The following is an 18,436-nucleotide window of genomic DNA, read 5'->3' as shown; positions in this document are numbered from 1 at the left end:
CAGGTTGGCGCGCGACGCCACGTTTTCCTTGATCTTCAGCCGGTCCGGCCGACCTCTATCGCCCCATAGGCGCCGGACGTCGAGGCGCGACCGGCGTCATGGGCGCCGGCGCAGGCGCTCATGCCCAAAAGGGTGCCGATGAACAGTCCGGTGCGAAGCGCGCGTCGCATAAGGTTACCAATCGCTTAATACTGACAACCGTCATAAACGATGGATTAAGATTTGGTTCAAGCCGACACCCGCCGGAAGCGAAAAAGAGACGCCACAGCCCGAGCGGCGTCTACAGGATCGAGATGCAGACCATGGATTCCCTCGTCGCCACAGACGGCGCCGCCCTTCCGCCCGGCGCCCTGTCCTCTCCGGCGGCGCGTCGCAACGCCGCGCCGATTCTCGGCGTGCTGAAGGCCCATATGCCCAAGAAAGGCCGCGTGCTGGAGGTCGCCGCCGGATCGGGCGAGCACGCCCTGATCTTCGCCTGCGCCCTTCCCGGCGTGACCTGGACGCCCAGTGATCCGAGCCGTGAGGCGCGCGACAGCATCGACGCCTGGCGGCGGGATGGACCGTCGAATCTGCGGAAGCCCCTTCCGCTGGACGCCGCCGACCCGGCGACATGGCCCCCGACGGCGGGTCCCGAAACGGCTTGGGATGCGGTCTATTGCGCGAACATGGCGCACATCAGCCCCTGGTCGGCGACCGAGGGGCTGATGGTTCTGGCGGGACGGATGCTGCGCGGCCCCGGCGGTCTCTTGGCGCTTTACGGCCCCTATCGCGAGGCCGACCTCCCCCTGTCCCCGTCGAACGCCGCCTTCGACGAGAGTCTGAAGGCGCGAAACCCGAGCTGGGGCTTGAGGGCGCGCGAGGACGTGGAGGATCTGGCCCGGTCGCAGGGGCTGGTCGCGACGCGCCGGGTCCAGATGCCGTCGAACAATCTGATGCTGCTGTTCAGGCGCGCCTGATCAGAGGGCGGCGACCACGGCCGCCAGATCCGGACGGGCGTTCACCAGCTGGACCTGTTCGCCGTTGAACAGGGCGCCGGGCGCCTGTGCGGCCACGCCGAAACGATCGGCCGCCACATCCACGCCGTCGGCGAAGGCGATCACGGGCAGTTGGTTTGCCCGCGCCAGATCGATCAGAGCCCGAACGGCCGCCAGGCCCGTCGCGTCCTGCGCGCCGCCCGGCACGATCAAACCCTTCAAACGCCCCTCGGCGATGTCGGATGCGGTTGCGGTCGCCAAGACCGTCACCCCGCCCGCAACCAAACTGGCGTCGCCGGTCGAAATGGGCGCCAGTCCCACGCCTTCAGCCCGCAGTGCGCCCTCGACATCGCCCATTTCACCGAAGTCCATGTCCCGGCGCATCACCAACCCCATCCGAAGACGGGTGGGCACGGGACGATTATAGCTCGAACGACGAGGACCGGAGGAAGATTTACGTTGTGCGTACAAGACGTCTCCTTTTCAATTTCAATATGTCATCAGATCGCGTCGCCGAATCCGAAGACGCTTCTGGAAAATTTCCAGAGAAACGAAAATGATCGGGATCGGCCGTGGCCGCCCCGCAATCTGCATCGTTTGTGGAATGAGGTCTGATATAGTCGGATCGTCGGCAATATCAACCTTCGCCGGCTCGGAACGTCCTGATCATGGTCATTCACGACCCCCGCGATTTTCTCATACGACCGCCCCGCCTGGAGCCTGATGCGGTGAGGAGGAACGGCTTCGCGGTTCCGTCCGAAGCGATCATGCTCTAGACAGCCGCATCCTTTGACGACGGACCGTAATGGCTTTTTCCCGCACCTATGACGGCGACGCGCCGGTCCGGATCAACAAGTGGCTGGGCCAGACCGGCGTCTGTTCGCGCCGGGAGGCCGAGAGCCTGATCGCAGACGGACTGGTGACCATCGACGGAGAGGTGGTGCGAGACGCGGGCCGCAAGATCGAGCCGGGCCAGACCCTGACCCTGAACGACACGGCCCAGTCGGCCCTGGCGGCGGGCATGACCATACTGCTGCACAAGCCGGTCGGCTATGTCTCGGGCCAGCCTGATCCCGGCAAGATCCCGGCCGTGCGGCTGTTGAAGGCCCCCAACCGCGTCGGCGAGGGCGAGGTCCCGGCGCGCGACGCCTCCCTGCCCCCGATCGGCCGGCTGGACGAGGATTCGCGCGGCCTGCTGCTGCTGTCGTCGGACGGGGTGGTGGCCAAGGCGGTGATCGGGCCGCAGTCCGAACTGGACAAGGAATATCTGGTGGTCGTCGACGGCCAGATCACCGAGGCCAAGCTGGGCAAGCTGCGCCACGGACTGGAGCTGAACGGCAAGCCGCTGAAGCCCGCCCGCGTCACCCAGATCGAACCCCAGCGACTGCGCTTCATCCTGACCGAAGGCAAATACCGCCAGATCCGCCGAATGTGCGAACTGGTCGGGCTGGAGGTCACAGACCTGTACCGCATCCGCGTGGGGCCGCTGCTGCTGGGCGACCTGCCCGAGGGCCGATGGCGTCACCTGACCCCGGACGAGCGCGAGGCCCTGATCCGGCAGTCAGCCGGGAACTGACACGCCCGCCAAACCGGCCAAGCGGGTCAGCTCCGCCACATGGCCGGCGAAGGCCTTGCGCCCCGACCCCGTCAGCGCCAGCCAGGTGCGCTGTCGCCCGCCCAAGGCCGCCTTGCGCAGCTTCACATAGCCGGCCTCTTCCAGCTGTTTGACGTGTTTGGACATGACGGAATCGGACACGCCGATCCCGTCGCGGACCACGCCGAACTCGACCTCGTCCGCCGCCGACAGCATGGCGCAGATCTGCAGACGGCCGGGGGCGTGGATGACGGCGTCCAAGACCGGGGCGCTCACGGTCGCGTCACCGTTTCTGCGCGATAAACCCGCATCCAAAGGCGCGAGAAGACCAGAGCGAGGACAAAGGCGGCGGCAATCAACGGCAGAACCCAGACATACTGGCCCGTCCGTCCATAATAGACGCTGGCCAGGGCCAGAACGAGGAAGACGACGCCCAGGGCGATGGCGATCCAGCGCGCGCGGCGTGGCGACAGGCCGGTGACGCTGACGCCGGTCTTCTCGGACCATCGCCGCCAAAGGATGGCGAAGGCCAGGGTCGCTGCTGCCGAGGCCAATACGTTGAAGGGCATGGGCGCAGCCTGGCCGCCCACAAAGGCCGCCGCGACCGCCGAATAGACGAGATCATAGGACCAGGAACTCTTGGCGACGCGCTCGCGCACCAGGTCCTGGGAACGCCGGATCTCGGCCAACATCTGTTCGTGGGTTTCAGGGTCGTTCTGGGACATGGCGGCTTCCTCACTTTCCACCATGGAAAATGACAGAGACTTTCCATGTCGTCAAGTCATAAGTTTCCAGATTGGAAAATCAACCCAGCGCCTCGAACCACCGCTGGAGCAGTTCGGCCTCGGCCCGGCGCGCCTCGGTGCGTTCCGCAGCCTCTGCATCGACGCCCCACTGCTCCTCCTGAAACTGCTCATCGATCCGCGACAGGTCGAAGGCGACGCCGCCCTCCAGAGCGCCCTGCTCCAGCGCCAGGGCCAGGACCGCCGAACCGAACAGGGGCACGGCGGTCGCCAGGCCGGTCAGGCGGAAGTCATCCAGCGACAGGGCGTGGGCCTTCACCCGAGCGACGGCCTCGGGCGACTGGGGCTGGTGGACGATGCCGGAGACGGGCGTCAGGACCACCCCCATCTCGCGCGCCGCCCAATCGCGCCACGGCCCCCATTCGCGCGTCTGGCGTTCGACCAGGGGCGTAGGGTGTTCAGCCAGGTAGCAGACCACGTCGGAGCCCGCGTAGGCGGCGATCTCGTCCGCCACCGCCTCGCGCGCCTGGCCGATCCGGTCGATGGCGGTCGAGGCCAGACGGGAGACGGGCATGGTCGAGGGTTCGACGATCTCGCCCTGTGCGGCCCACTCGTCGGCGACGAGCCGGGCGGCGGCCTCAGTCGGCAGCACCAGGGGCGCCTTGGCGGGGGTCTTGGGCGTGCGCCCGTCCAGCAGCACGGCCCAGCCGCCGTCGGAATGGCGCCCGACGGTCACATCGCTCCAGAAGCGGCGCACCGTCTCCTGGGCCTCGCGGAAGCCCTTGCGGGCGGCGACAATGGGGTCGAGCGGGGGAATATGGCTCATCGAATTCGCTTCACGCCCAGGAAGGGATCGTCTTCCGCCTCGTCCTCGGAGAAGCCGAAGTGGGCGAAGCCGGCCTTCATTTCGGGGCTGAGGGGGGCGGTAACCTTGAGCAGGCCGCCGCGCGGGTGGTCCAGTTCGATGCTGCGGGCGTGGAGCTGAAGCTTCAGCGGACCGGACAGTTCGCGGGACTTGTCGTCGCCGTATTTGGGATCGCCCAGGATCGGATGGCCTATGCCCGCCATATGGGCGCGCAGTTGGTGGGTGCGGCCGGTGAAGGGGCGCAGGGCCATCCAGGCGGCGCGATCGGAGGCGCGGGAGATGGTGCTGAAGGCCGTCTCGGCCGGTTCGGCCTTGGGATCCTTGCGATCGGCCGGGCGCATCATCTCGAAGTCGTTGATGCCGGTCTTCTTCAGCGGCATGTCGATCTGGCCCGAATAGGGTTTGGGATTGCCGATGACGATGGCCCAATAGGTCTTCTTGGCCTGACGGCGGGCGAAGGCGCCGGCCAGACGCTTGGCCGCCTCCGGTCCCTTGCCCAGCAGGAGGACGCCCGAGGTGTCGCGGTCAAGGCGGTGGACCAGGCGCGGCCGCTCCATCCCCTCGCCCCAGGCGCCGAGCAGACGATCGACGTGACGGCTGGTCTTCGTGCCGCCCTGGACGGCCAGGCCGTGCGGCTTGTTCAGGGCGATGACCATGTCGTCCTCATAGAGGACCAGAGACTTGGCGAAGGCGATGTCGCGTTCGGTCAGGGTGTGGGGATCGCCGGCCTGACGCGAGGTGTCGTCGGGGATCGGCGGCACGCGCACGGCGGCGCCGGCGGTCAGACGGCCCTCGGGCTTGATGCGGGCGCCGTCGACGCGAATCTGGCCGCTGCGGGCCATCTTCTGGACCTGGATATTGGACAGGTGGGGCCAACGCCTGCGGAACCAGCGGTCCAGCCGGATGCCGTCCTCGTCTTCCGCCACATAGAGGGTCAGGACTTCGCGCTTGGGCGCGTCTGCGGGCGGTTGGTCGGTCAAAGGGCGGCTCCGAAAGCGCGGCGGGCGACCATCAGGCCGATAAAGAGAGCGGCGACGGCCAGGATCACCGAACCGACCACATAGGCGGCGGCCAGGGCGTAATCTCGGCGTTCGATCATCATCACCGCCTCCAGCGAATAGGAGGAGAAGGTGGTGAACCCGCCCAGCACGCCGACAGCGGCGAACAGGCGGATCGTCTCCTGATGCGCCCCGCCCTTGAAGGCCAGCCAGCCGACCAGCAAGCCCATGGCCAGGCCGCCCAGGATATTGGCCGCGAAGGTGCCCATCGGCCAGGCCGTATTGGGCGCCAGCCGCGCGGCGAGGAGACCCAGGCCGAACCGGGCCATGGACCCCAGGGCGCCGCCGGCGGCGACGAGAAGAAACCGTGTCATGATCCGGGCCTATATACGCCGCCGCCGCCGAAAGCGAAGTCTCCCTGCCCTCGCCGCCCGTCTGACCGAAACTTCACTTGCCCTCGGACGTGGTTAACGGCGATATCCGAAACAGCCTAGTTCAGGTCGGGGATGTTTCATGTCGCAGGAAGACAGCCAGAGCCCGGCGATCACGCCGACGATGACCCCGCCGCCGCCCGTCGTCGAACCCGAAGCGCCGGCGGCCGAGCAGCCGCACGATCTGGCCGAAGCCCCGGCGGAGGCCCCGCGCGCCGCGCCGCCGACGCCGACCCCCAGCGACACCCCCGCCATATCGGACGAAGGGGTTCTGCGCCCGATCCAGGAAAGCGACTATTTCACCCTGGACGACGCGGCGATCGCGCGCATCTCCGGCAACATCGACCTCTATTTCAACCAGCCCCTCGACATCTTTCCCTTCTGGGAAAACGAGAAGAAGCCCGACCGCTTCCACGTCCTGTTCTCACGCCAGATCGAGGAGCGGTTTCCGGCGGACCGCGACATCCGCGGCCGGGTTCACGCCTATGGGCGGCGCATCTTCCGCGCCCTGTGCGTCCATGTGGGGGTCAAGCGGCTGACCCAGGCCCTGGCCCTGATCGCCTTCGCCGTCGTGGCCGAGATGGGGCCGACCTTGTTCGCCGGATGGGCGGGCGGGCAGCCGGCCGGTCTGGGGCTGGGCCTTCTCGCCATGCTGCTCACCTGCGGCATCTTCTTTGGCGTCTCGACCATACTGTTCATCCAGTACCGGTTCCGGCTGGAGAACGACTCCTATGAGTTGTCGCGCGAGATCGTGCAGCGGACGCGGGAGCTGCAAAACCTGTTCACCAACGCCCGCGCCCTGTCCGACCAGGCCGAGACGACCTATCAGATGGACGGCAAGGCCTGGGGCCAGCGCGCCCTCTATCTGACGCGTCTGGTCATGTGGATCGGGGCGCGGATGGAGTATCTGGAGAAGTTCATCCAGATGGAGCTGTGGCGTGTGCGGCGCGAACGCTACTGGATGCGCTGGTTCGGGCGGATCACCACCCCGGCGGTTCTGCTGATCTGGCTGATCGCCTTCGCCCTCTTCCCGGCGCCCCAGGCGAACGAGGTCGGGTTCCGCCTTCTTCAACTGGTCGCCGTCGTTCTGGCGTTCGGCGTGTCCTGGCTGTCCTACTTCCGCTGGCAGACCCCGGCAAACGCCATTCAGGACAAGCTGGGCGCTGACGGCTGGGTCCGCTACGCCTCGCTGGACGTGGACAACACGGTCGGCGACCAGGTGCGGCGCGACAAGGAACGGCTTGTCGAATACCGCGCCCTGACCAGGGGGCGCTGATCAGCGTGGGATGGAGGCCTGGACCGAGCGGGCGTCATAGGCGTTCGGGCGGTCGGGCTTTTGCCCCCGGCCCATGACGATCTCCAGCGAGGTCGAGGTCGGGCTGGGGCCGCTGAAATTCAGGCCCAGGCCGACGCCGACGCCCGAGGCGGAATAGCCGCCGTACCGGCTGGAGCCGCCGCCGATCGAGACGCTGGGCCGCACCCCGCCGGCGCCGCCGGGGCGGCCGTCGGTCCAGCTCTGGGTCACCTCGAACCAGTCATAGCCCTGTTCGGTCGTCAGGTCGGCGGCCCGCAACAGGGCGAAGTCGGCTACGGCGCCGGGGGCGCCGACGCCGTTGTAGGTCACCCGATAGCGGTTCGATTCGATCCTCTGGTCGGAATAGCCCTGACCGCCCGGCCCGCGCTGGGCGCCGTAGGGCGCCAGACTGGCGCAGGCCGCAAGCGCCAAGGTCGAGGCGGCGAGGCTGAGAACGGCGAGGCGCTTCATGGCGGAGTCTCCTTTGGCTGAGATAGCGTTGTTTGAGCCGGAGCGTTCCGTCTAGAGGCCCCGACTACAGGCCAAGCGCCGCGCGCAAACCCGCAAAGTCGGCGGGCGGCGGCGCCTCGACCGTGGTGGTCCCGCCTTCGGGATGGGGAAAGCTCAGCTTGGCGGCGTGCAGCATCAGGCGCGGCGCCGGCCCGACCTCTGTCGTCAGGGCGCCGCCATAACGGACGTCGCCGATCAGCGGACGGCCCAGATGGGCCATATGGACCCGCAACTGGTGCATCCGCCCGGTCAGCGGCTCCAGCTCGACCACCGCGCCCTGATCATTGGCGGCCAGGGTGCGATAGCGGCTCTGCGCCCCTTGGGCGCCGGGCGCGTCGAAGGCGACGACCCGCATATAGGACTCGCGCCCGATCTCCTCGCGCCGCAACGGGGCGTCGATGGAGCCGGATTTCGGGTCCGGCGCGGCGGACAGCAGGGCCAGATACTGTTTGCGGAACCGCCGCATCTGCAAGGCCTTGCCCAAAAAACCCGCCGCCGGCTTGGTCTTGGCCGCCAGGATGACCCCCGAGGTGTCCCGGTCCAGCCGATGCACCAGCTCCGGCCGCTTTCCGTTGGACCGGGCGAAGGCCCACAGCAGATCGTCCAGCGTATGGGCCTTGATCCGCCCGCCCTGGCTGGACAGGCCCGACGGCTTGGAAAAGGCGATGAGATGGGCGTCCTCGTGGATCACCCAGGACCGGACGGCGGCGATCTCATCCTCGGACAGGGCGACGGGGGTGCGGGCGGTCATCGGGGGCTTCTAGAGGTCAGTCCCCCGCCCCGTCCACCGCCGCCTCTTTGGCCATTCGCGCCCGCATCTCGGCCCAGCGCTCCAGCCGCGCCTTGACCTTCTCCTCATGCCCCTCGCCCTTGGGCTTGTAGAAGATGCGGCGCTCCATCTCGTCGGGGAAGAAGTCGGCGCCGGAAAAGCCTTCGGGCGTGTCCGGATCGTACTGGTAGCCCTTGCCGTAGCCGAGCTGTTTCATCAGCTTCGTCGGGGCGTTGCGGATATGGGCGGGCGGCATCAGGGAGCCGGTCTCATAGGCCGCCTTCTTCGCCGCCTTGAAGGCTTCGTACACCCCCACCGACTTGGGCGCTGTGGCCAGGTGGACCACGGCCTGGGCCAGGGCCAGTTCGCCCTCGGGGCTGCCCAGAAAGTCGTAGGTGTCCTTCGCGGCGTTGGCGACCAGGATCGACAGGGGGTCCGCCTCGCCGATGTCCTCGACCGCCATCCGCACGATCCGCCGCGCCAGATACAGCGGATCTTCGCCCCCATTCAGCATTCGCGCCAGCCAGTACAGCGCCGCGTCCGGATCCGACCCCCGCACCGATTTATGCAGGGCGGATATGAGGTTGTAGTGTTCTTCTCTCGACTTGTCGTAGGCGGGCGCCCGGCGTTGCAGCACCCCCGCCAGCCCTTGTACATCCAGGGTCTCGCCCTTGGGCAGGTCGAACAACACCTCGGACATGGTCAGCAGATAGCGACCGTCGCCGTCGGCCAGGGCCAGCATGGCCTGACGCGCCTCGGGCGACAGAGGCAGGGCGCGCTCCATATGGGCCTCCGCCCGCTGCAACAGTTGATCCAGCGCCGCGTCGTCCAACCGCTTCAGCACATAGACCTGGGACCGCGACAGCAGCGCCCCGTTCAGTTCGAAACTGGGGTTCTCGGTCGTGGCCCCGACCAGGGTGACGATCCCCGCCTCGACGAAGGGCAGGAATCCGTCCTGCTGGGCGCGGTTGAAGCGGTGGATTTCGTCGACGAACAACAGGGTGCTCTGCCCCGCCGCCCGCCGTATCCGCGCCGCCTCGAACGCCTTCTTCAGGTCGGCGACCCCGGAAAAGACGGCGCTGATCGACTGGTATTCATAGCCCGCCGCCTGGGCCAGCAGCCGGGCGATGGTGGTCTTGCCGGTGCCCGGCGGCCCCCATAGGATCATCGAGCCCAGCCGCCCCGCCTCGATCATCCGCCGGATCAGACCGCCCGGTCCCAACAGATGATCCTGGCCCACCACCTCCTCCAACGTGCGCGGTCGCAGACGGTCCGCCAGGGGCGCATCGGGGGGCAGGATGCCGGAGGCTTCGAAAAGATCGCTCATTGCGACCTATGTAGTCGTGCCTAAAGCGGTTTTCACCCGTTAGTATGGGTCAGCGCCATAGAGAGCCCTCATGACCGACGCCCATCCGAACCAAGGCCCGACTGGCGGCCTGACCCCGCACCTGACCATTCCGTCGCGGGGCGCCGCCGCCGCCGTCGATTTCTACACCATCGCCTTCGGCGCGGAAGTGCTGGATCGGCGGCTGGCGGACGACGGGGAACGGTTGATGCACGCCCATCTGAGGATCAACGGCGCCAGCCTGATGCTGAACGACGAGTTCCCGGAATATACGGGCAGCCAGGACGTCCGCCCCGCCGGCGTGACCCTGCACCTTCAGGTCGAAGATCCGGACGCCTGGTGGACCCGCGCCCTGACGGTCGGGGGTGCAGAACCGGTTCTCGACATGGCGGACCAGTTCTGGGGCGACCGCTACGGCGTCCTGCGCGACCCCTTCGGCCACACCTGGTCGATCGGCGGGCCAATGAAGGGTTGAGACGATCAGGCTCTCGCCCCGTCCGGTCAGCGAGAGCCCTCGCCGAGCTCGATCGCCAGCCCTCTGCCTTCTGGCCATCCCAGGGCTTCTCGTCCAATGTCGCGAAAACCCGCTCCTTGTTTCAACGGCTTGTGGCTTCGCCCGCCGAACTACCCGGCGCCCCTCCCGAGGGCCCTATAATGACGCCCGGTCTTTGACATCGCAGAAGTAGCAGAGCGCGGCGGCAGCCGGACAGTCCGATCAGCGTCCGGCCATTTCTCATTAGAAAACAAAACCCGTCGGACAGATCGGACACATCGGACACCTTTTTTCGTGTCCCATCGGCCGGACGTCTCAGCCTTGGCCGCCCCGCTCCTAGCCCGAGCCCTTTTCCAGCCCGCTCCTGGCCCATCCTCGGACAGCCTAACCGGCGTCGGGGAAATTCCCCCCGCAAAAACAAAGGCCGTCGGACAGATCGGACACATCGGACACCTTTTTTCGCGTCCAATGGCGGAGCGGCCTAGCGCAGAACGCCTCGGATTTGCCGACCGCCGCGATTGATGACCACCTCCCACGGGCCGCGACCGGCCCCGGCGGCTTCGACGTCGCGCGCCGTGGCGATGGGGCGACCGTTGATGCTGACGATCAGGTCGTTCTGGCGGAAGCCCGCACGCGCGGCGTAGCCCCGGCCGGATACGCCCGTGACGATGACGCCCGAGGCGAAAGGGTCGCCGCCCAGGCGGTCGGCCAGGGCCGGGTTCAGCGCCACGACCTCGGCGCCGGCGAAAGGTCCGGTCTGGATCATCACGCCATTGTCGGGATCAGCCTCGCCCGGCAGGGTTTGCACCCGCGCCGTCAGCGTCTGGGCCCGTCCGTCGCGCAGGATGGCCACCTGCACCTGATCATTGGGCGCGCGGGAGCCGATGCGGTAGTTCAGCCCGCCCTGGTCATTGATCTCCTGGCCGTCGATCGCCGTGATCACGTCGCCCTGACGCACTCCCGCACGGGCGGCGGGGCTGTTCGGATAGACGTCGGTGACCACCAGCCCCTGCGGGCGGGAAAGGCCCAGGCTGCCGGCGATGTCGCCGGTGACGGTGTCGCCCTTCACGCCCAGCCAGGGCCGCACCACCGTCTTGGCGCCGCCCAGGGCTGAATCCACCACCCGCTTGACCATGGCGGCCGGCACGGCGAAGCCGACCCCGGCCGACGAGCCCGAGCGCGAGAAGATGGCGGTGTTGATGCCGATCAGGTCGCCGTCCATGTCCACCAGCGCCCCGCCCGAATTGCCCGGGTTGATGGCCGCATCGGTCTGGATGAAGGAGCCTGAGTCGGAAATGCCCGTCTCGGTCCGGTTCAGGGCCGAGATGATGCCGTTGGTCACGGTCTGGCCCACGCCGAAGGGATTGCCGATGGCCAGGACCAGATCGCCGACCTGCTGTTCTTCCTGATCGTCGATGGCCAGGACCGGCAGGCGGTCGTTGACGTTCTCCAGCCGCAGCACGGCGATGTCGCTGCGCTCGTCAGCCAGGATGACGGTGGCGGGAAACTCGCGCCGATCGTTCAGCACGACCTTGATCTGCTGGGCGCCGTCGATGACGTGGTTGTTGGTCACCACGATCCCGTCAGAACGGACGATGACCCCCGACCCCACGGATTCGGCCACCCGCGCCTGGGGGATGCCGCCGCCGAAGAACTGGAAGAAGGGATCGACCTGAACCCGCTGCACGCTGCGCGCCGAAATATTGACCACAGCCGGAGCGGCCGAGCGCACCACAGGGGCGAAGCTGGACTTCATCCCCGCCGCATCGCTGGGGGCGGTGCGCGTGGGCTGGGCAAACTCGCCCTCCTGCGCCTTGGTCGAGGTGGGATTGCCGCAGGCCGAAAGGGCCAGGGCGGCGACGAGCACGATCGGTCGGGTCTTCATCGTCATCCAAGGAATGGAGGCTTCAAGCCGGGCTATACCGCATGGCTTTTCTGGCGGCATCAAGGCGATGGCGGTCAGACCGTCCAGCTCGGCTTGCGCTTGTCCAGAAAGGCGCGAACCCCCTCCTGCCCCTCGGCCGAGACGCGCGCCCGGGCGATCCGTCTGGCTGTATCGTCCATCAGGCCGTGATCGATCCTGTGGCCGGCGATGTCGTTGACCAGCCGCTTGGCCTCGCCCATGGCGCCGGGCGCATTGCCGCCCAGGCTGTCGGTCAACATGGTGATGAACTCATCGACCGACCCCTGGGGCAGGACCAGGTCGATCAGTCCCGCATGGGCGGCGTAGTCGGCGTCGAAACTGTTGGCGGTCAGGAAGAGTTGGCGGGCGCGGCGGGCCCCGACGGCCTCGATCACATAGGGGGCGATGGTGGCCGGGATCAGGCCCAGCTTGACCTCGGAAAAGGCGAAACGCGCGCCCTCGACCGCCACGGCCATGTCGCAGGCGGCGACGATTCCGGCCCCGCCGCCCATGGCCGCGCCCTCGACGACGGCGCAGGTCAGAGCGGGGACGTCGTGGAGGGCCTTCAGCATCCGCGCCAGCCCCAGGGCGTCGTCGCGATTGTCGGCCTCGGACCAGTCCGCCGCGTCACGCATCCAGTTCAGATCGGCCCCGGCGCTGAAGGTTCCGCCCGCCCCGCGAACGAAGACCGCGCGCACATGGTCGGCGCCGTGCAGGGTCTCGAACGCCTCATGCAGGGCGGCGATGGTGGCGGCGTCGAAGGCGTTCTTCTTTTCCGGCCGGTTGAGGGTGACGAAGACGACGCCGTCGGTGGTGGCGTCGATCCGAACCAGATCATCGTTCGCATCCGGCGCGGGGTCCGCGACCAGGGGATGGGCGATGCTGTTGATCTCCGCCGCCTCCGCGTCGGTGACGTCCAGGGCGTTGATGTCGGCGTCGTTCGGTTGATCGGCCATGTCTTGATCTCGGATATTCGATTGACGAGAGCCTAACGCGCTCCACGTCAAACGGAAACGCAACCCTCCTCGATTCGATCGCCAACTCGCTCAGCCTTCATGGGAAACTAGCCCGTGGAGTTGCCGCAATAGAAGGAGCTGGACCGACACGGCACGCCCGGCTGGGTGTTGAGGCCCATGGCGATGACTTCCAAGGTCAGACTGAAATACATATCGGGGCCGGTTATATTATAGGTGAACTGCGTGCCGGACACTGTTGTTGTCAGAATGCAGGCGTCGTTCCTATACAGGTTGAGCACATATGATGTGGCCTGTGGCACAGCCGCCCACGAGGCCGTAATCGGCGTGCGTGGATAGACGTAAGTCCCTGGCGAGAGACTCCAGTTCACGCCGGTGGTGGGAGGCAGTTGCGGAGCTTGATTGTCCCTCCACTGCACGATCGGCGACTGGCCGTCTTTCGTTTCGGAGGTCCAATACCAGTGGAATGCCGGCCCCTGCGGCCCGTTCTTGAGATAGTTTTGAATGAAGCCGGACACGGTGATGTTGGCGCCCCACAGGCCGTTGTAGAAAACCCATGCTGGGCCGTCATCGGAAATGAAGGTGAGGTTCGGCGCCGTGTCCCAGACTGGCCCCACATCGTCTGTATAATCGTTCGCCGTAAAGCCGGTCTCCGTCCTCATATGGACGCCGGCGGTCGTGTAAAGCTCATGGCTGTGCCAAGCCGCATAGCCGTTCAGACGAGGCACTTGGTCAAGCGTCAGGTCTGAAAAATTCGAAGATGTGACAATGTTGGGATCGCCATGGGCTTCATAATCGACATAGAGCAACGACACCTTGTCCTGATTGATCTTCACCTTGGCGGTGAGACGAATCCAGTCCCCTATGTGAGCGCCGAATCCGGAGCCCGAACCCAGCGGCCGTGAGGCGTAAGACGTCTGCGGACCCAGGCCCCCATTATATGCAAAGAAGCCGAAGTAAGAAATAAGATAGTAGTCGTCACGCATTGCGATGCGGACGTACATCGGCGCGGTGATCGTTCTATTTGTAGGTCCATGCTGACCTAAGAACGTTTCGAGCTGATAGTTATAGAAATGAGGGTCGGATACGGGGATCACCGACGGAGACGAGGGGAGAAGCTCGCCTATATCGCTGAAATAACCCTGCCAAAGCGACACCCAGCTCCAATCAGCGACCGGTGCTGAGCCCGGCGCAGCCGGAAGAGGAAACAATGAAATATTGTCGATCTCTCCACCGCCAAAGGCAGTGCTGGAGGATCCCGCTTTCAACTTATCCGGAGTCATCGGCCCGGCGTCGAGAACGGACATGCCTGAGGGTAAGTCAGCGCCCCCGGATGAAAGTTCTCCGCTACCGCTGACCAACTGGCAGCGGCTGAGAAATGTCTCGACAGCTATCGGCCGATGCGGATCCTGAGAATGCAAGCGAAGGATTGGAGCCAGCTTGGCTGCAACTTGGGCGGGCGTAACCGTCGGCATAAAGATCCCCAAATCTGATAGACCGACGATATGAGGCGCCCTGCGAGAAGTACAGCCGTCTTATGCTACATCCTAAACAGGCCGAAGGTCGTCTCCGGGATCGGGGCGTTCAGGCTCGCCGATATAGCCAGACCGAGCACATCCCGGGTTTGCGCAGGATCAATGACGCCGTCGTCCCACAGGCGGGCGGTGGCGTAATAGGGATTTCCTTCGTCCTCATACTTCTGACGGATCGGCGCCTTGAAAGCTTCGGCCTCCTCGGGCGACCAGGTCTCGGCGTCGCGATGGACGGTGGCCAGGACGCTGGCCGCCTGTTCGCCGCCCATGACGCCGATCCGGCTGTTGGGCCAGGTGAAGAGGAAGCGCGGCGAATAGGCGCGGCCGCACATACCGTAGTTTCCGGCCCCGAAGCTGCCGCCGATCAGGACGGTGAACTTCGGAACCTCGGCCGAGGCGACGGCCGTCACCAGCTTGGCGCCGTCCTTGGCGATGCCGCCCGCCTCATACTTGCCGCCGACCATGAAGCCCGAGATGTTTTGCAGGAACAGCAGCGGAATCTTGCGCTTGCAGGCCAGTTCGATGAAGTGGGCGCCCTTCTGGGCGCTTTCGGAAAAGATGACGCCGTTGTTGGCCAGGATGGCGACCGGATAGCCCCAGATGCGGGCGAAGCCGCACACCAGGGTGGAGCCGTAAAGGGCCTTGAACTCATCGAACTCCGACCCGTCGACGATCCGGGCGATGACCTCGCGCACGTCATAGGGCGCGCGGACGTCCTCCGGGATCAGCCCATACAGTTCGGCCGGATCGAAGGCCGGCGCGCGGGGTTCGCGCACATCCATCTCCACGGCCTTGGGCGTGTTCAGATTGGCGACGATCGACCGCACGATCTCCAGCGCATGCTCGTCGTTCTCGGCGACATGATCGACCACGCCCGAGCGGCGGCCGTGGGTCTCGGCGCCGCCCAGTTCCTCGGCGGAGATGACCTCGCCGGTGGCGGCCTTCACCAGCGGCGGGCCGGCCAGAAAGATGGCGCCCTGGTTGCGCACGATCACCGTCTCGTCCGACATGGCCGGCACATAGGCGCCGCCGGCGGTGGACAGGCCCATGACGCAGGCGATCTGGGCGACGCCCTTGGCGCTCATCCGCGCCTGGTTGAAGAAGATGCGGCCGAAATGGTCGCGGTCGGGAAACACCTCGGCCTGGTGCGGCAGGTTGGCCCCGCCGCTGTCGACCAGATAGACGCAGGGCAGGCCGTTCTGCTCGGCGATCTCCTGGGCGCGCAGGTGCTTCTTGACCGTCATGGGGAAGTAGGCGCCGCCCTTCACCGTCGGGTCGTTGGCGACGATCATGACCTCGCGCCCTGAGACCCGCCCGATCCCGGCGATGACGCCGGCGCCCGGCGCTTCGCCGTCATACATGCCGTGGGCGGCCAGCTGCCCGATCTCGAGGAAAGGCGAACCGGGATCCAACAACCGCTCGACCCGATCCCGCGGCAGCAACTTGCCGCGGGCGACGTGACGCTCGCGCGCCTTGTCGGAGCCGCCGCGCGCGGCCTTGGCCACATGGTCGCGAAGTTCGGCGACCAGGGCGCTGTTATGCGCGTGCAGGGACTTGTACTTGGGGCTTTGCGGATCGACCGCTGACGTCAGCTTCGGCATGGGGGTGGTTTAGGGGCGGTTGGCGAAAAGCGCTAGTGAGTGAGACGTGCGCTGAGGCGCGCGCTGAAGGCTCACCTCCTGCTCACCAGCACTTTTCACCCCGACGCCCCGCCGTCCTTGCCAGTTCCCGCCTTTTCCCCTATACGCCCCCGCTTTCCAGGGCTTCGGTCCTGACGCGGAACGCCAAAGGGTTGGACAACCGGTCCCGCCGCCGCGCCAGGAGCCATCGTGGAGATCGACTTACCCGGTCGTTTCCGCGCCGACGCCTACAAGGGAGACTACCGCATGGCTCTTTACGAGCACACGGTCATGACGCGCCAGGACATCTCGGCGCAACAGGCCGAAGCGCTGAACGACACCATCAAGGACCTGATCGTGCAAGGCGGCGGCTCCGTCGCCAAGATCGAGTACTGGGGTCTGCGCAACCTGACCTACCGCGTGAAGAAGAACCGCAAGGCTCACTATTCGCTGCTGGCCGTCGACGCCCCTCCCGCCGCCATGGCCGAGGTCGAGCGTCAGCTGTCGATCAACGAAGACGTGCTGCGCTGGCTGACCGTCCGCGTCGAGGAACTGGACCTGGAACTGTCGCCGCTTCTGGCTCGCCGCGAGCGGGAACGCGAGCGTGAGCGCGAGCGCACCCCGCGTGACGACGCCGACGCCGCAGACGCCGAATAAGGAAACCGGATCATGACCGACACGACTGCCCCCACCCCGGGCGCCCCGGCCGGCTCCGGCTCCGCCGGCCGCCGCCCCTTCTATCGTCGCCGCAAGGTCTGCCCGTTCTCGGGCGCCAATGCGCCGAAGATCGACTACAAGGACGTCAAGCTGCTGCAGCGCTACGTCTCCGAACGCGGCAAGATCGTGCCTTCGCGCATCACCGCCGTCTCCCAGAAGAAGCAGCGCGAACTGGCCAAGGCCATCAAGCGCGCCCGCTATCTGGCCCTCCTGCCGTATGTGGTGAAGTAAGATGAAGGTCGTTCTGCTGGAACGCGTCGAGAACCTCGGCGCCATCGGCGACGTCGTCACTGTCAAGGACGGCTTCGCCCGCAACTTCCTTCTGCCGCGCGACAAGGCCCGCCGGGCCACCGCCGCCAATCTGAAGGCCTTCGAACTCGACCGCGCCGCCATCGAGCAGCGCAACGAGAAGAACAAGGCGGAGGCTCAGAAGATCGCCGACAAGATCGACGGCCAGACCTACATCATGATCCGTCAGGCCGGTGAAACCGGCCAACTGTACGGTTCGGTCGCCGGTCGCGACGTCGCCGAGGCCATCCAGGCCGAAGGCGGCAAGGTCGAACGTTCGCAGGTCGTCCTGAACACGGCGATCAAGACCCTGGGCGTCCACGAAGTGCCGGTCCGCCTGCACGCCGAGGTCCGCGCTACGGTCAAGATCAACATCGCCCGCTCCATGGACGAGGCCGAGCGCCAAGCCAAGGGCGAGGACGTGATCCGCAGCCAGTTCGACGATGAGCGCCAGGCCGCCGAGCAATCGGCCCAGGAGCTGATCGAAGGCGGCGCCGGTCAACAGGAAGGCTTCGGCGACGAAGCCTGATCGCCTCCTGGTCTTCGGACCGGACCGGTCGAACTTCAAGGGCGCGTTCCGCAAGGGACGCGCCCTTTCTGCTGCGCGCCCCGCTGCGGCGCGACTTCATGACAAGTTTACAACACATTGAAGGCAAGCGAGCGTCTGAGGGGTAGTTGCGCATGAAACGACCTTGACGTCGCGCGCGAACGACCAACACGATTTCCTCTCGTCGTTTTTCGCATTCCCAGAGCAAGTTTTGCGCCGACTTGAAGGCGCGCTTATCGGCCTCAGCCCCGGGAGATCGTCATGCTGCGAAGTCCCACACCTTGCCCGACCTTCGGCTCGCACGAGCGTAACGTTGTAGATTTTCTAAGCCTTCAGCTCAGCAAACATGGTCAGGGCCGATGGTTGACCCGCCACGGGACCGCCCTGATATCGCCACAACGGCTGAACGCCGCCATCGGCCGACTAGGGGACCCAAGATGCATCAGTTTTCCGAGCGTGCAGCCTGGCTGCAACCCAGGGAGCGATGTCGCCGATAGCGTCTCTCTTAAAGAACGCCGCTCAAGACGGCGACGCCGCGCCGCCCGTGCGCCCTCTCCAAAACAGGATCTCTCCATGCGCCGCTCCGCTTTCCGACCTGCCGCCTCCACCCTGCTGATCACCTCATCGGCCTTCGCCTTGCTGACCGCCGCACCGGCCCTTGCTCAGCAACAATCTCAGGCCGACGCGGTTGACGACATCGTCGTCACCGGCACCCGCGTCCAGAATCGCTCGCGCCTCGACTCTGTCGCGCCCGTGGACGTCGTTACGGCCGAAACCCTGCAACAGCGCGGCTCGACCGAGCTGGCCACCCAGCTAGCCGCCACCGTCCCCGCCCTGAAC

At 66.4% G+C, this 18,436-nt stretch carries 21 protein-coding genes and 1 pseudogene; 8 read left to right on the top strand and 14 right to left on the bottom strand.

From position 1 onward, the window contains the following. Positions 1–35: 35 nt before the first annotated feature. Positions 36–170 carry a hypothetical protein gene (locus tag AC07XS_RS11520; RefSeq protein WP_255478917.1) on the bottom strand — a complete coding sequence of 45 codons (135 nt, stop codon included), beginning with the start codon at positions 168–170 and terminating at the stop codon, positions 36–38. Positions 171–302: 132 nt separating this feature from the next. Between AC07XS_RS11520 and AC07XS_RS11515 the strand changes: the two genes are divergently transcribed. Next, positions 303–956 carry a DUF938 domain-containing protein gene (locus tag AC07XS_RS11515; protein WP_054766975.1) on the top strand — a complete coding sequence of 218 codons (654 nt, stop codon included), beginning with the start codon at positions 303–305 and terminating at the stop codon, positions 954–956. On the opposite strand, the gene AC07XS_RS11510 is transcribed toward AC07XS_RS11515, so the two are convergent. Further along, positions 957–1,358 (bottom strand): hypothetical protein, encoded by a 402-nt coding sequence (locus AC07XS_RS11510; RefSeq protein WP_007445689.1) that lies wholly within the window; start codon positions 1,356–1,358, stop codon positions 957–959. It lies immediately after the preceding gene. 421 nt (positions 1,359–1,779) lie between these two features. Between AC07XS_RS11510 and AC07XS_RS11505 the strand changes: the two genes are divergently transcribed. After that, positions 1,780–2,550: a pseudouridine synthase gene (locus AC07XS_RS11505; protein WP_152950537.1), complete on the top strand. Its 771-nt coding sequence runs from the start codon at positions 1,780–1,782 to the stop codon at positions 2,548–2,550. Here the strand turns inward: AC07XS_RS11505 and AC07XS_RS11500 are convergent. The 5 genes from AC07XS_RS11500 to crcB form a co-directional block, all read right to left on the bottom strand. Next, positions 2,536–2,844: a transcriptional regulator gene (locus tag AC07XS_RS11500; protein WP_321208088.1), complete on the bottom strand. Its 309-nt coding sequence runs from the start codon at positions 2,842–2,844 to the stop codon at positions 2,536–2,538. The two genes, AC07XS_RS11505 and AC07XS_RS11500, sit on opposite strands and share 15 nt — an antisense overlap. After that, positions 2,841–3,293: a hypothetical protein gene (locus tag AC07XS_RS11495; protein WP_321208087.1), complete on the bottom strand. Its 453-nt coding sequence runs from the start codon at positions 3,291–3,293 to the stop codon at positions 2,841–2,843. Before AC07XS_RS11495 ends, AC07XS_RS11500 begins: the two co-directional genes overlap by 4 nt. 79 nt (positions 3,294–3,372) lie before the next feature. Then, entirely contained in the window at positions 3,373–4,137 is a 765-nt protein-coding gene (locus AC07XS_RS11490) for an ATP12 family protein (RefSeq protein ID WP_182714523.1), read from the bottom strand. Beyond that, a complete protein-coding gene (locus AC07XS_RS11485; RefSeq protein WP_054766003.1) occupies positions 4,134–5,156 on the bottom strand; it encodes an RluA family pseudouridine synthase in 1,023 nt (340 codons plus the stop codon). The genes AC07XS_RS11490 and AC07XS_RS11485 overlap by 4 nt, the downstream gene beginning before the upstream one ends. Next, complete coding sequence (gene crcB, locus AC07XS_RS11480) at positions 5,153–5,548, bottom strand: fluoride efflux transporter CrcB (RefSeq protein WP_054766004.1); 396 nt, start codon at positions 5,546–5,548, stop codon at positions 5,153–5,155. The genes AC07XS_RS11485 and crcB overlap by 4 nt, the downstream gene beginning before the upstream one ends. Positions 5,549–5,687: 139 nt before the next feature. Between crcB and AC07XS_RS11475 the strand changes: the two genes are divergently transcribed. Continuing rightward, positions 5,688–6,881: a hypothetical protein gene (locus tag AC07XS_RS11475; protein ID WP_182714522.1), complete on the top strand. Its 1,194-nt coding sequence runs from the start codon at positions 5,688–5,690 to the stop codon at positions 6,879–6,881. On the opposite strand, the gene AC07XS_RS11470 is transcribed toward AC07XS_RS11475, so the two are convergent. From AC07XS_RS11470 to AC07XS_RS11460, 3 genes are all read right to left on the bottom strand, one after another. After that, positions 6,882–7,370 carry a CC0125/CC1285 family lipoprotein gene (locus tag AC07XS_RS11470; RefSeq protein ID WP_054766006.1) on the bottom strand — a complete coding sequence of 163 codons (489 nt, stop codon included), beginning with the start codon at positions 7,368–7,370 and terminating at the stop codon, positions 6,882–6,884. A 64-nt stretch (positions 7,371–7,434) separates the two neighbouring features. Further along, positions 7,435–8,160 carry an RluA family pseudouridine synthase gene (locus tag AC07XS_RS11465; RefSeq protein ID WP_182714521.1) on the bottom strand — a complete coding sequence of 242 codons (726 nt, stop codon included), beginning with the start codon at positions 8,158–8,160 and terminating at the stop codon, positions 7,435–7,437. 16 nt (positions 8,161–8,176) lie between these two features. Then, on the bottom strand, positions 8,177–9,505 hold the full coding sequence (locus AC07XS_RS11460; protein WP_182714520.1) for a replication-associated recombination protein A: 1,329 nt from the start codon (positions 9,503–9,505) through the stop codon (positions 8,177–8,179). Between the two features lie 70 nt (positions 9,506–9,575). Between AC07XS_RS11460 and AC07XS_RS11455 the strand changes: the two genes are divergently transcribed. Then, on the top strand, positions 9,576–9,998 hold the full coding sequence (locus tag AC07XS_RS11455; RefSeq protein WP_182714519.1) for a VOC family protein: 423 nt from the start codon (positions 9,576–9,578) through the stop codon (positions 9,996–9,998). Between the two features lie 499 nt (positions 9,999–10,497). Here AC07XS_RS11455 and AC07XS_RS11450 read toward each other — a convergent pair whose 3' ends face one another. From AC07XS_RS11450 to AC07XS_RS11435, 4 genes are all read right to left on the bottom strand, one after another. After that, positions 10,498–11,901: a Do family serine endopeptidase gene (locus AC07XS_RS11450; protein ID WP_182714518.1), complete on the bottom strand. Its 1,404-nt coding sequence runs from the start codon at positions 11,899–11,901 to the stop codon at positions 10,498–10,500. A gap of 74 nt (positions 11,902–11,975) precedes the next feature. Then, a complete protein-coding gene (locus AC07XS_RS11445; protein WP_182714517.1) occupies positions 11,976–12,875 on the bottom strand; it encodes an enoyl-CoA hydratase-related protein in 900 nt (299 codons plus the stop codon). 107 nt (positions 12,876–12,982) lie between these two features. Next, complete coding sequence (locus AC07XS_RS11440; protein WP_152950545.1) at positions 12,983–14,200, bottom strand: hypothetical protein; 1,218 nt, start codon at positions 14,198–14,200, stop codon at positions 12,983–12,985. A gap of 233 nt (positions 14,201–14,433) precedes the next feature. Next, positions 14,434–16,026, bottom strand: a complete 1,593-nt coding sequence (locus AC07XS_RS11435) for a carboxyl transferase domain-containing protein (protein WP_182714516.1) — start codon at positions 16,024–16,026, stop codon at positions 14,434–14,436. Between the two features lie 285 nt (positions 16,027–16,311). On the opposite strand from AC07XS_RS11435, the gene rpsF reads away from it, so the two are divergent. The 4 genes and pseudogenes from rpsF to AC07XS_RS11415 all read left to right on the top strand — a co-directional run. Further along, positions 16,312–16,701 carry a 30S ribosomal protein S6 gene (rpsF, locus tag AC07XS_RS11430; protein ID WP_054766976.1) on the top strand — a complete coding sequence of 130 codons (390 nt, stop codon included), beginning with the start codon at positions 16,312–16,314 and terminating at the stop codon, positions 16,699–16,701. 12 nt (positions 16,702–16,713) lie between these two features. Then, complete coding sequence (rpsR, locus tag AC07XS_RS11425; RefSeq protein ID WP_054766014.1) at positions 16,714–16,992, top strand: 30S ribosomal protein S18; 279 nt, start codon at positions 16,714–16,716, stop codon at positions 16,990–16,992. Position 16,993: 1 nt separating this feature from the next. Next, positions 16,994–17,578: a 50S ribosomal protein L9 gene (rplI, locus tag AC07XS_RS11420; protein ID WP_054766015.1), complete on the top strand. Its 585-nt coding sequence runs from the start codon at positions 16,994–16,996 to the stop codon at positions 17,576–17,578. 591 nt (positions 17,579–18,169) lie between these two features. After that, positions 18,170–18,436 (top strand): annotated as a pseudogene (locus AC07XS_RS11415) (TonB-dependent receptor); the annotation flags it as partial.

Source organism: Brevundimonas sp. GW456-12-10-14-LB3 (genome assembly GCF_059424365.1).
Note: the sequence above shows the minus strand (reverse complement) of the source record. Positions and strands in the feature narration are given on the sequence as shown.

Coding starts and splice junctions, on each gene's coding strand:
- AC07XS_RS11520 (WP_255478917.1), bottom strand. CDS start 170: ATGCGACGCGCGCTTCGCACCGGACTGTTCATCGGCACCCTTTTGGGC.
- AC07XS_RS11515 (WP_054766975.1), top strand. CDS start 303: ATGGATTCCCTCGTCGCCACAGACGGCGCCGCCCTTCCGCCCGGCGCC.
- AC07XS_RS11510 (WP_007445689.1), bottom strand. CDS start 1,358: ATGCGCCGGGACATGGACTTCGGTGAAATGGGCGATGTCGAGGGCGCA.
- AC07XS_RS11505 (WP_152950537.1), top strand. CDS start 1,780: ATGGCTTTTTCCCGCACCTATGACGGCGACGCGCCGGTCCGGATCAAC.
- AC07XS_RS11495 (WP_321208087.1), bottom strand. CDS start 3,293: ATGTCCCAGAACGACCCTGAAACCCACGAACAGATGTTGGCCGAGATC.
- AC07XS_RS11490 (WP_182714523.1), bottom strand. CDS start 4,137: ATGAGCCATATTCCCCCGCTCGACCCCATTGTCGCCGCCCGCAAGGGC.
- crcB (WP_054766004.1), bottom strand. CDS start 5,548: ATGACACGGTTTCTTCTCGTCGCCGCCGGCGGCGCCCTGGGGTCCATG.
- AC07XS_RS11475 (WP_182714522.1), top strand. CDS start 5,688: ATGTCGCAGGAAGACAGCCAGAGCCCGGCGATCACGCCGACGATGACC.
- AC07XS_RS11470 (WP_054766006.1), bottom strand. CDS start 7,370: ATGAAGCGCCTCGCCGTTCTCAGCCTCGCCGCCTCGACCTTGGCGCTT.
- AC07XS_RS11465 (WP_182714521.1), bottom strand. CDS start 8,160: ATGACCGCCCGCACCCCCGTCGCCCTGTCCGAGGATGAGATCGCCGCC.
- AC07XS_RS11460 (WP_182714520.1), bottom strand. CDS start 9,505: ATGAGCGATCTTTTCGAAGCCTCCGGCATCCTGCCCCCCGATGCGCCC.
- AC07XS_RS11455 (WP_182714519.1), top strand. CDS start 9,576: ATGACCGACGCCCATCCGAACCAAGGCCCGACTGGCGGCCTGACCCCG.
- AC07XS_RS11450 (WP_182714518.1), bottom strand. CDS start 11,901: ATGAAGACCCGACCGATCGTGCTCGTCGCCGCCCTGGCCCTTTCGGCC.
- AC07XS_RS11445 (WP_182714517.1), bottom strand. CDS start 12,875: ATGGCCGATCAACCGAACGACGCCGACATCAACGCCCTGGACGTCACC.
- AC07XS_RS11440 (WP_152950545.1), bottom strand. CDS start 14,200: ATGTCCGTTCTCGACGCCGGGCCGATGACTCCGGATAAGTTGAAAGCG.
- AC07XS_RS11435 (WP_182714516.1), bottom strand. CDS start 16,026: ATGCCGAAGCTGACGTCAGCGGTCGATCCGCAAAGCCCCAAGTACAAG.
- rpsF (WP_054766976.1), top strand. CDS start 16,312: ATGGCTCTTTACGAGCACACGGTCATGACGCGCCAGGACATCTCGGCG.
- rpsR (WP_054766014.1), top strand. CDS start 16,714: ATGACCGACACGACTGCCCCCACCCCGGGCGCCCCGGCCGGCTCCGGC.
- rplI (WP_054766015.1), top strand. CDS start 16,994: ATGAAGGTCGTTCTGCTGGAACGCGTCGAGAACCTCGGCGCCATCGGC.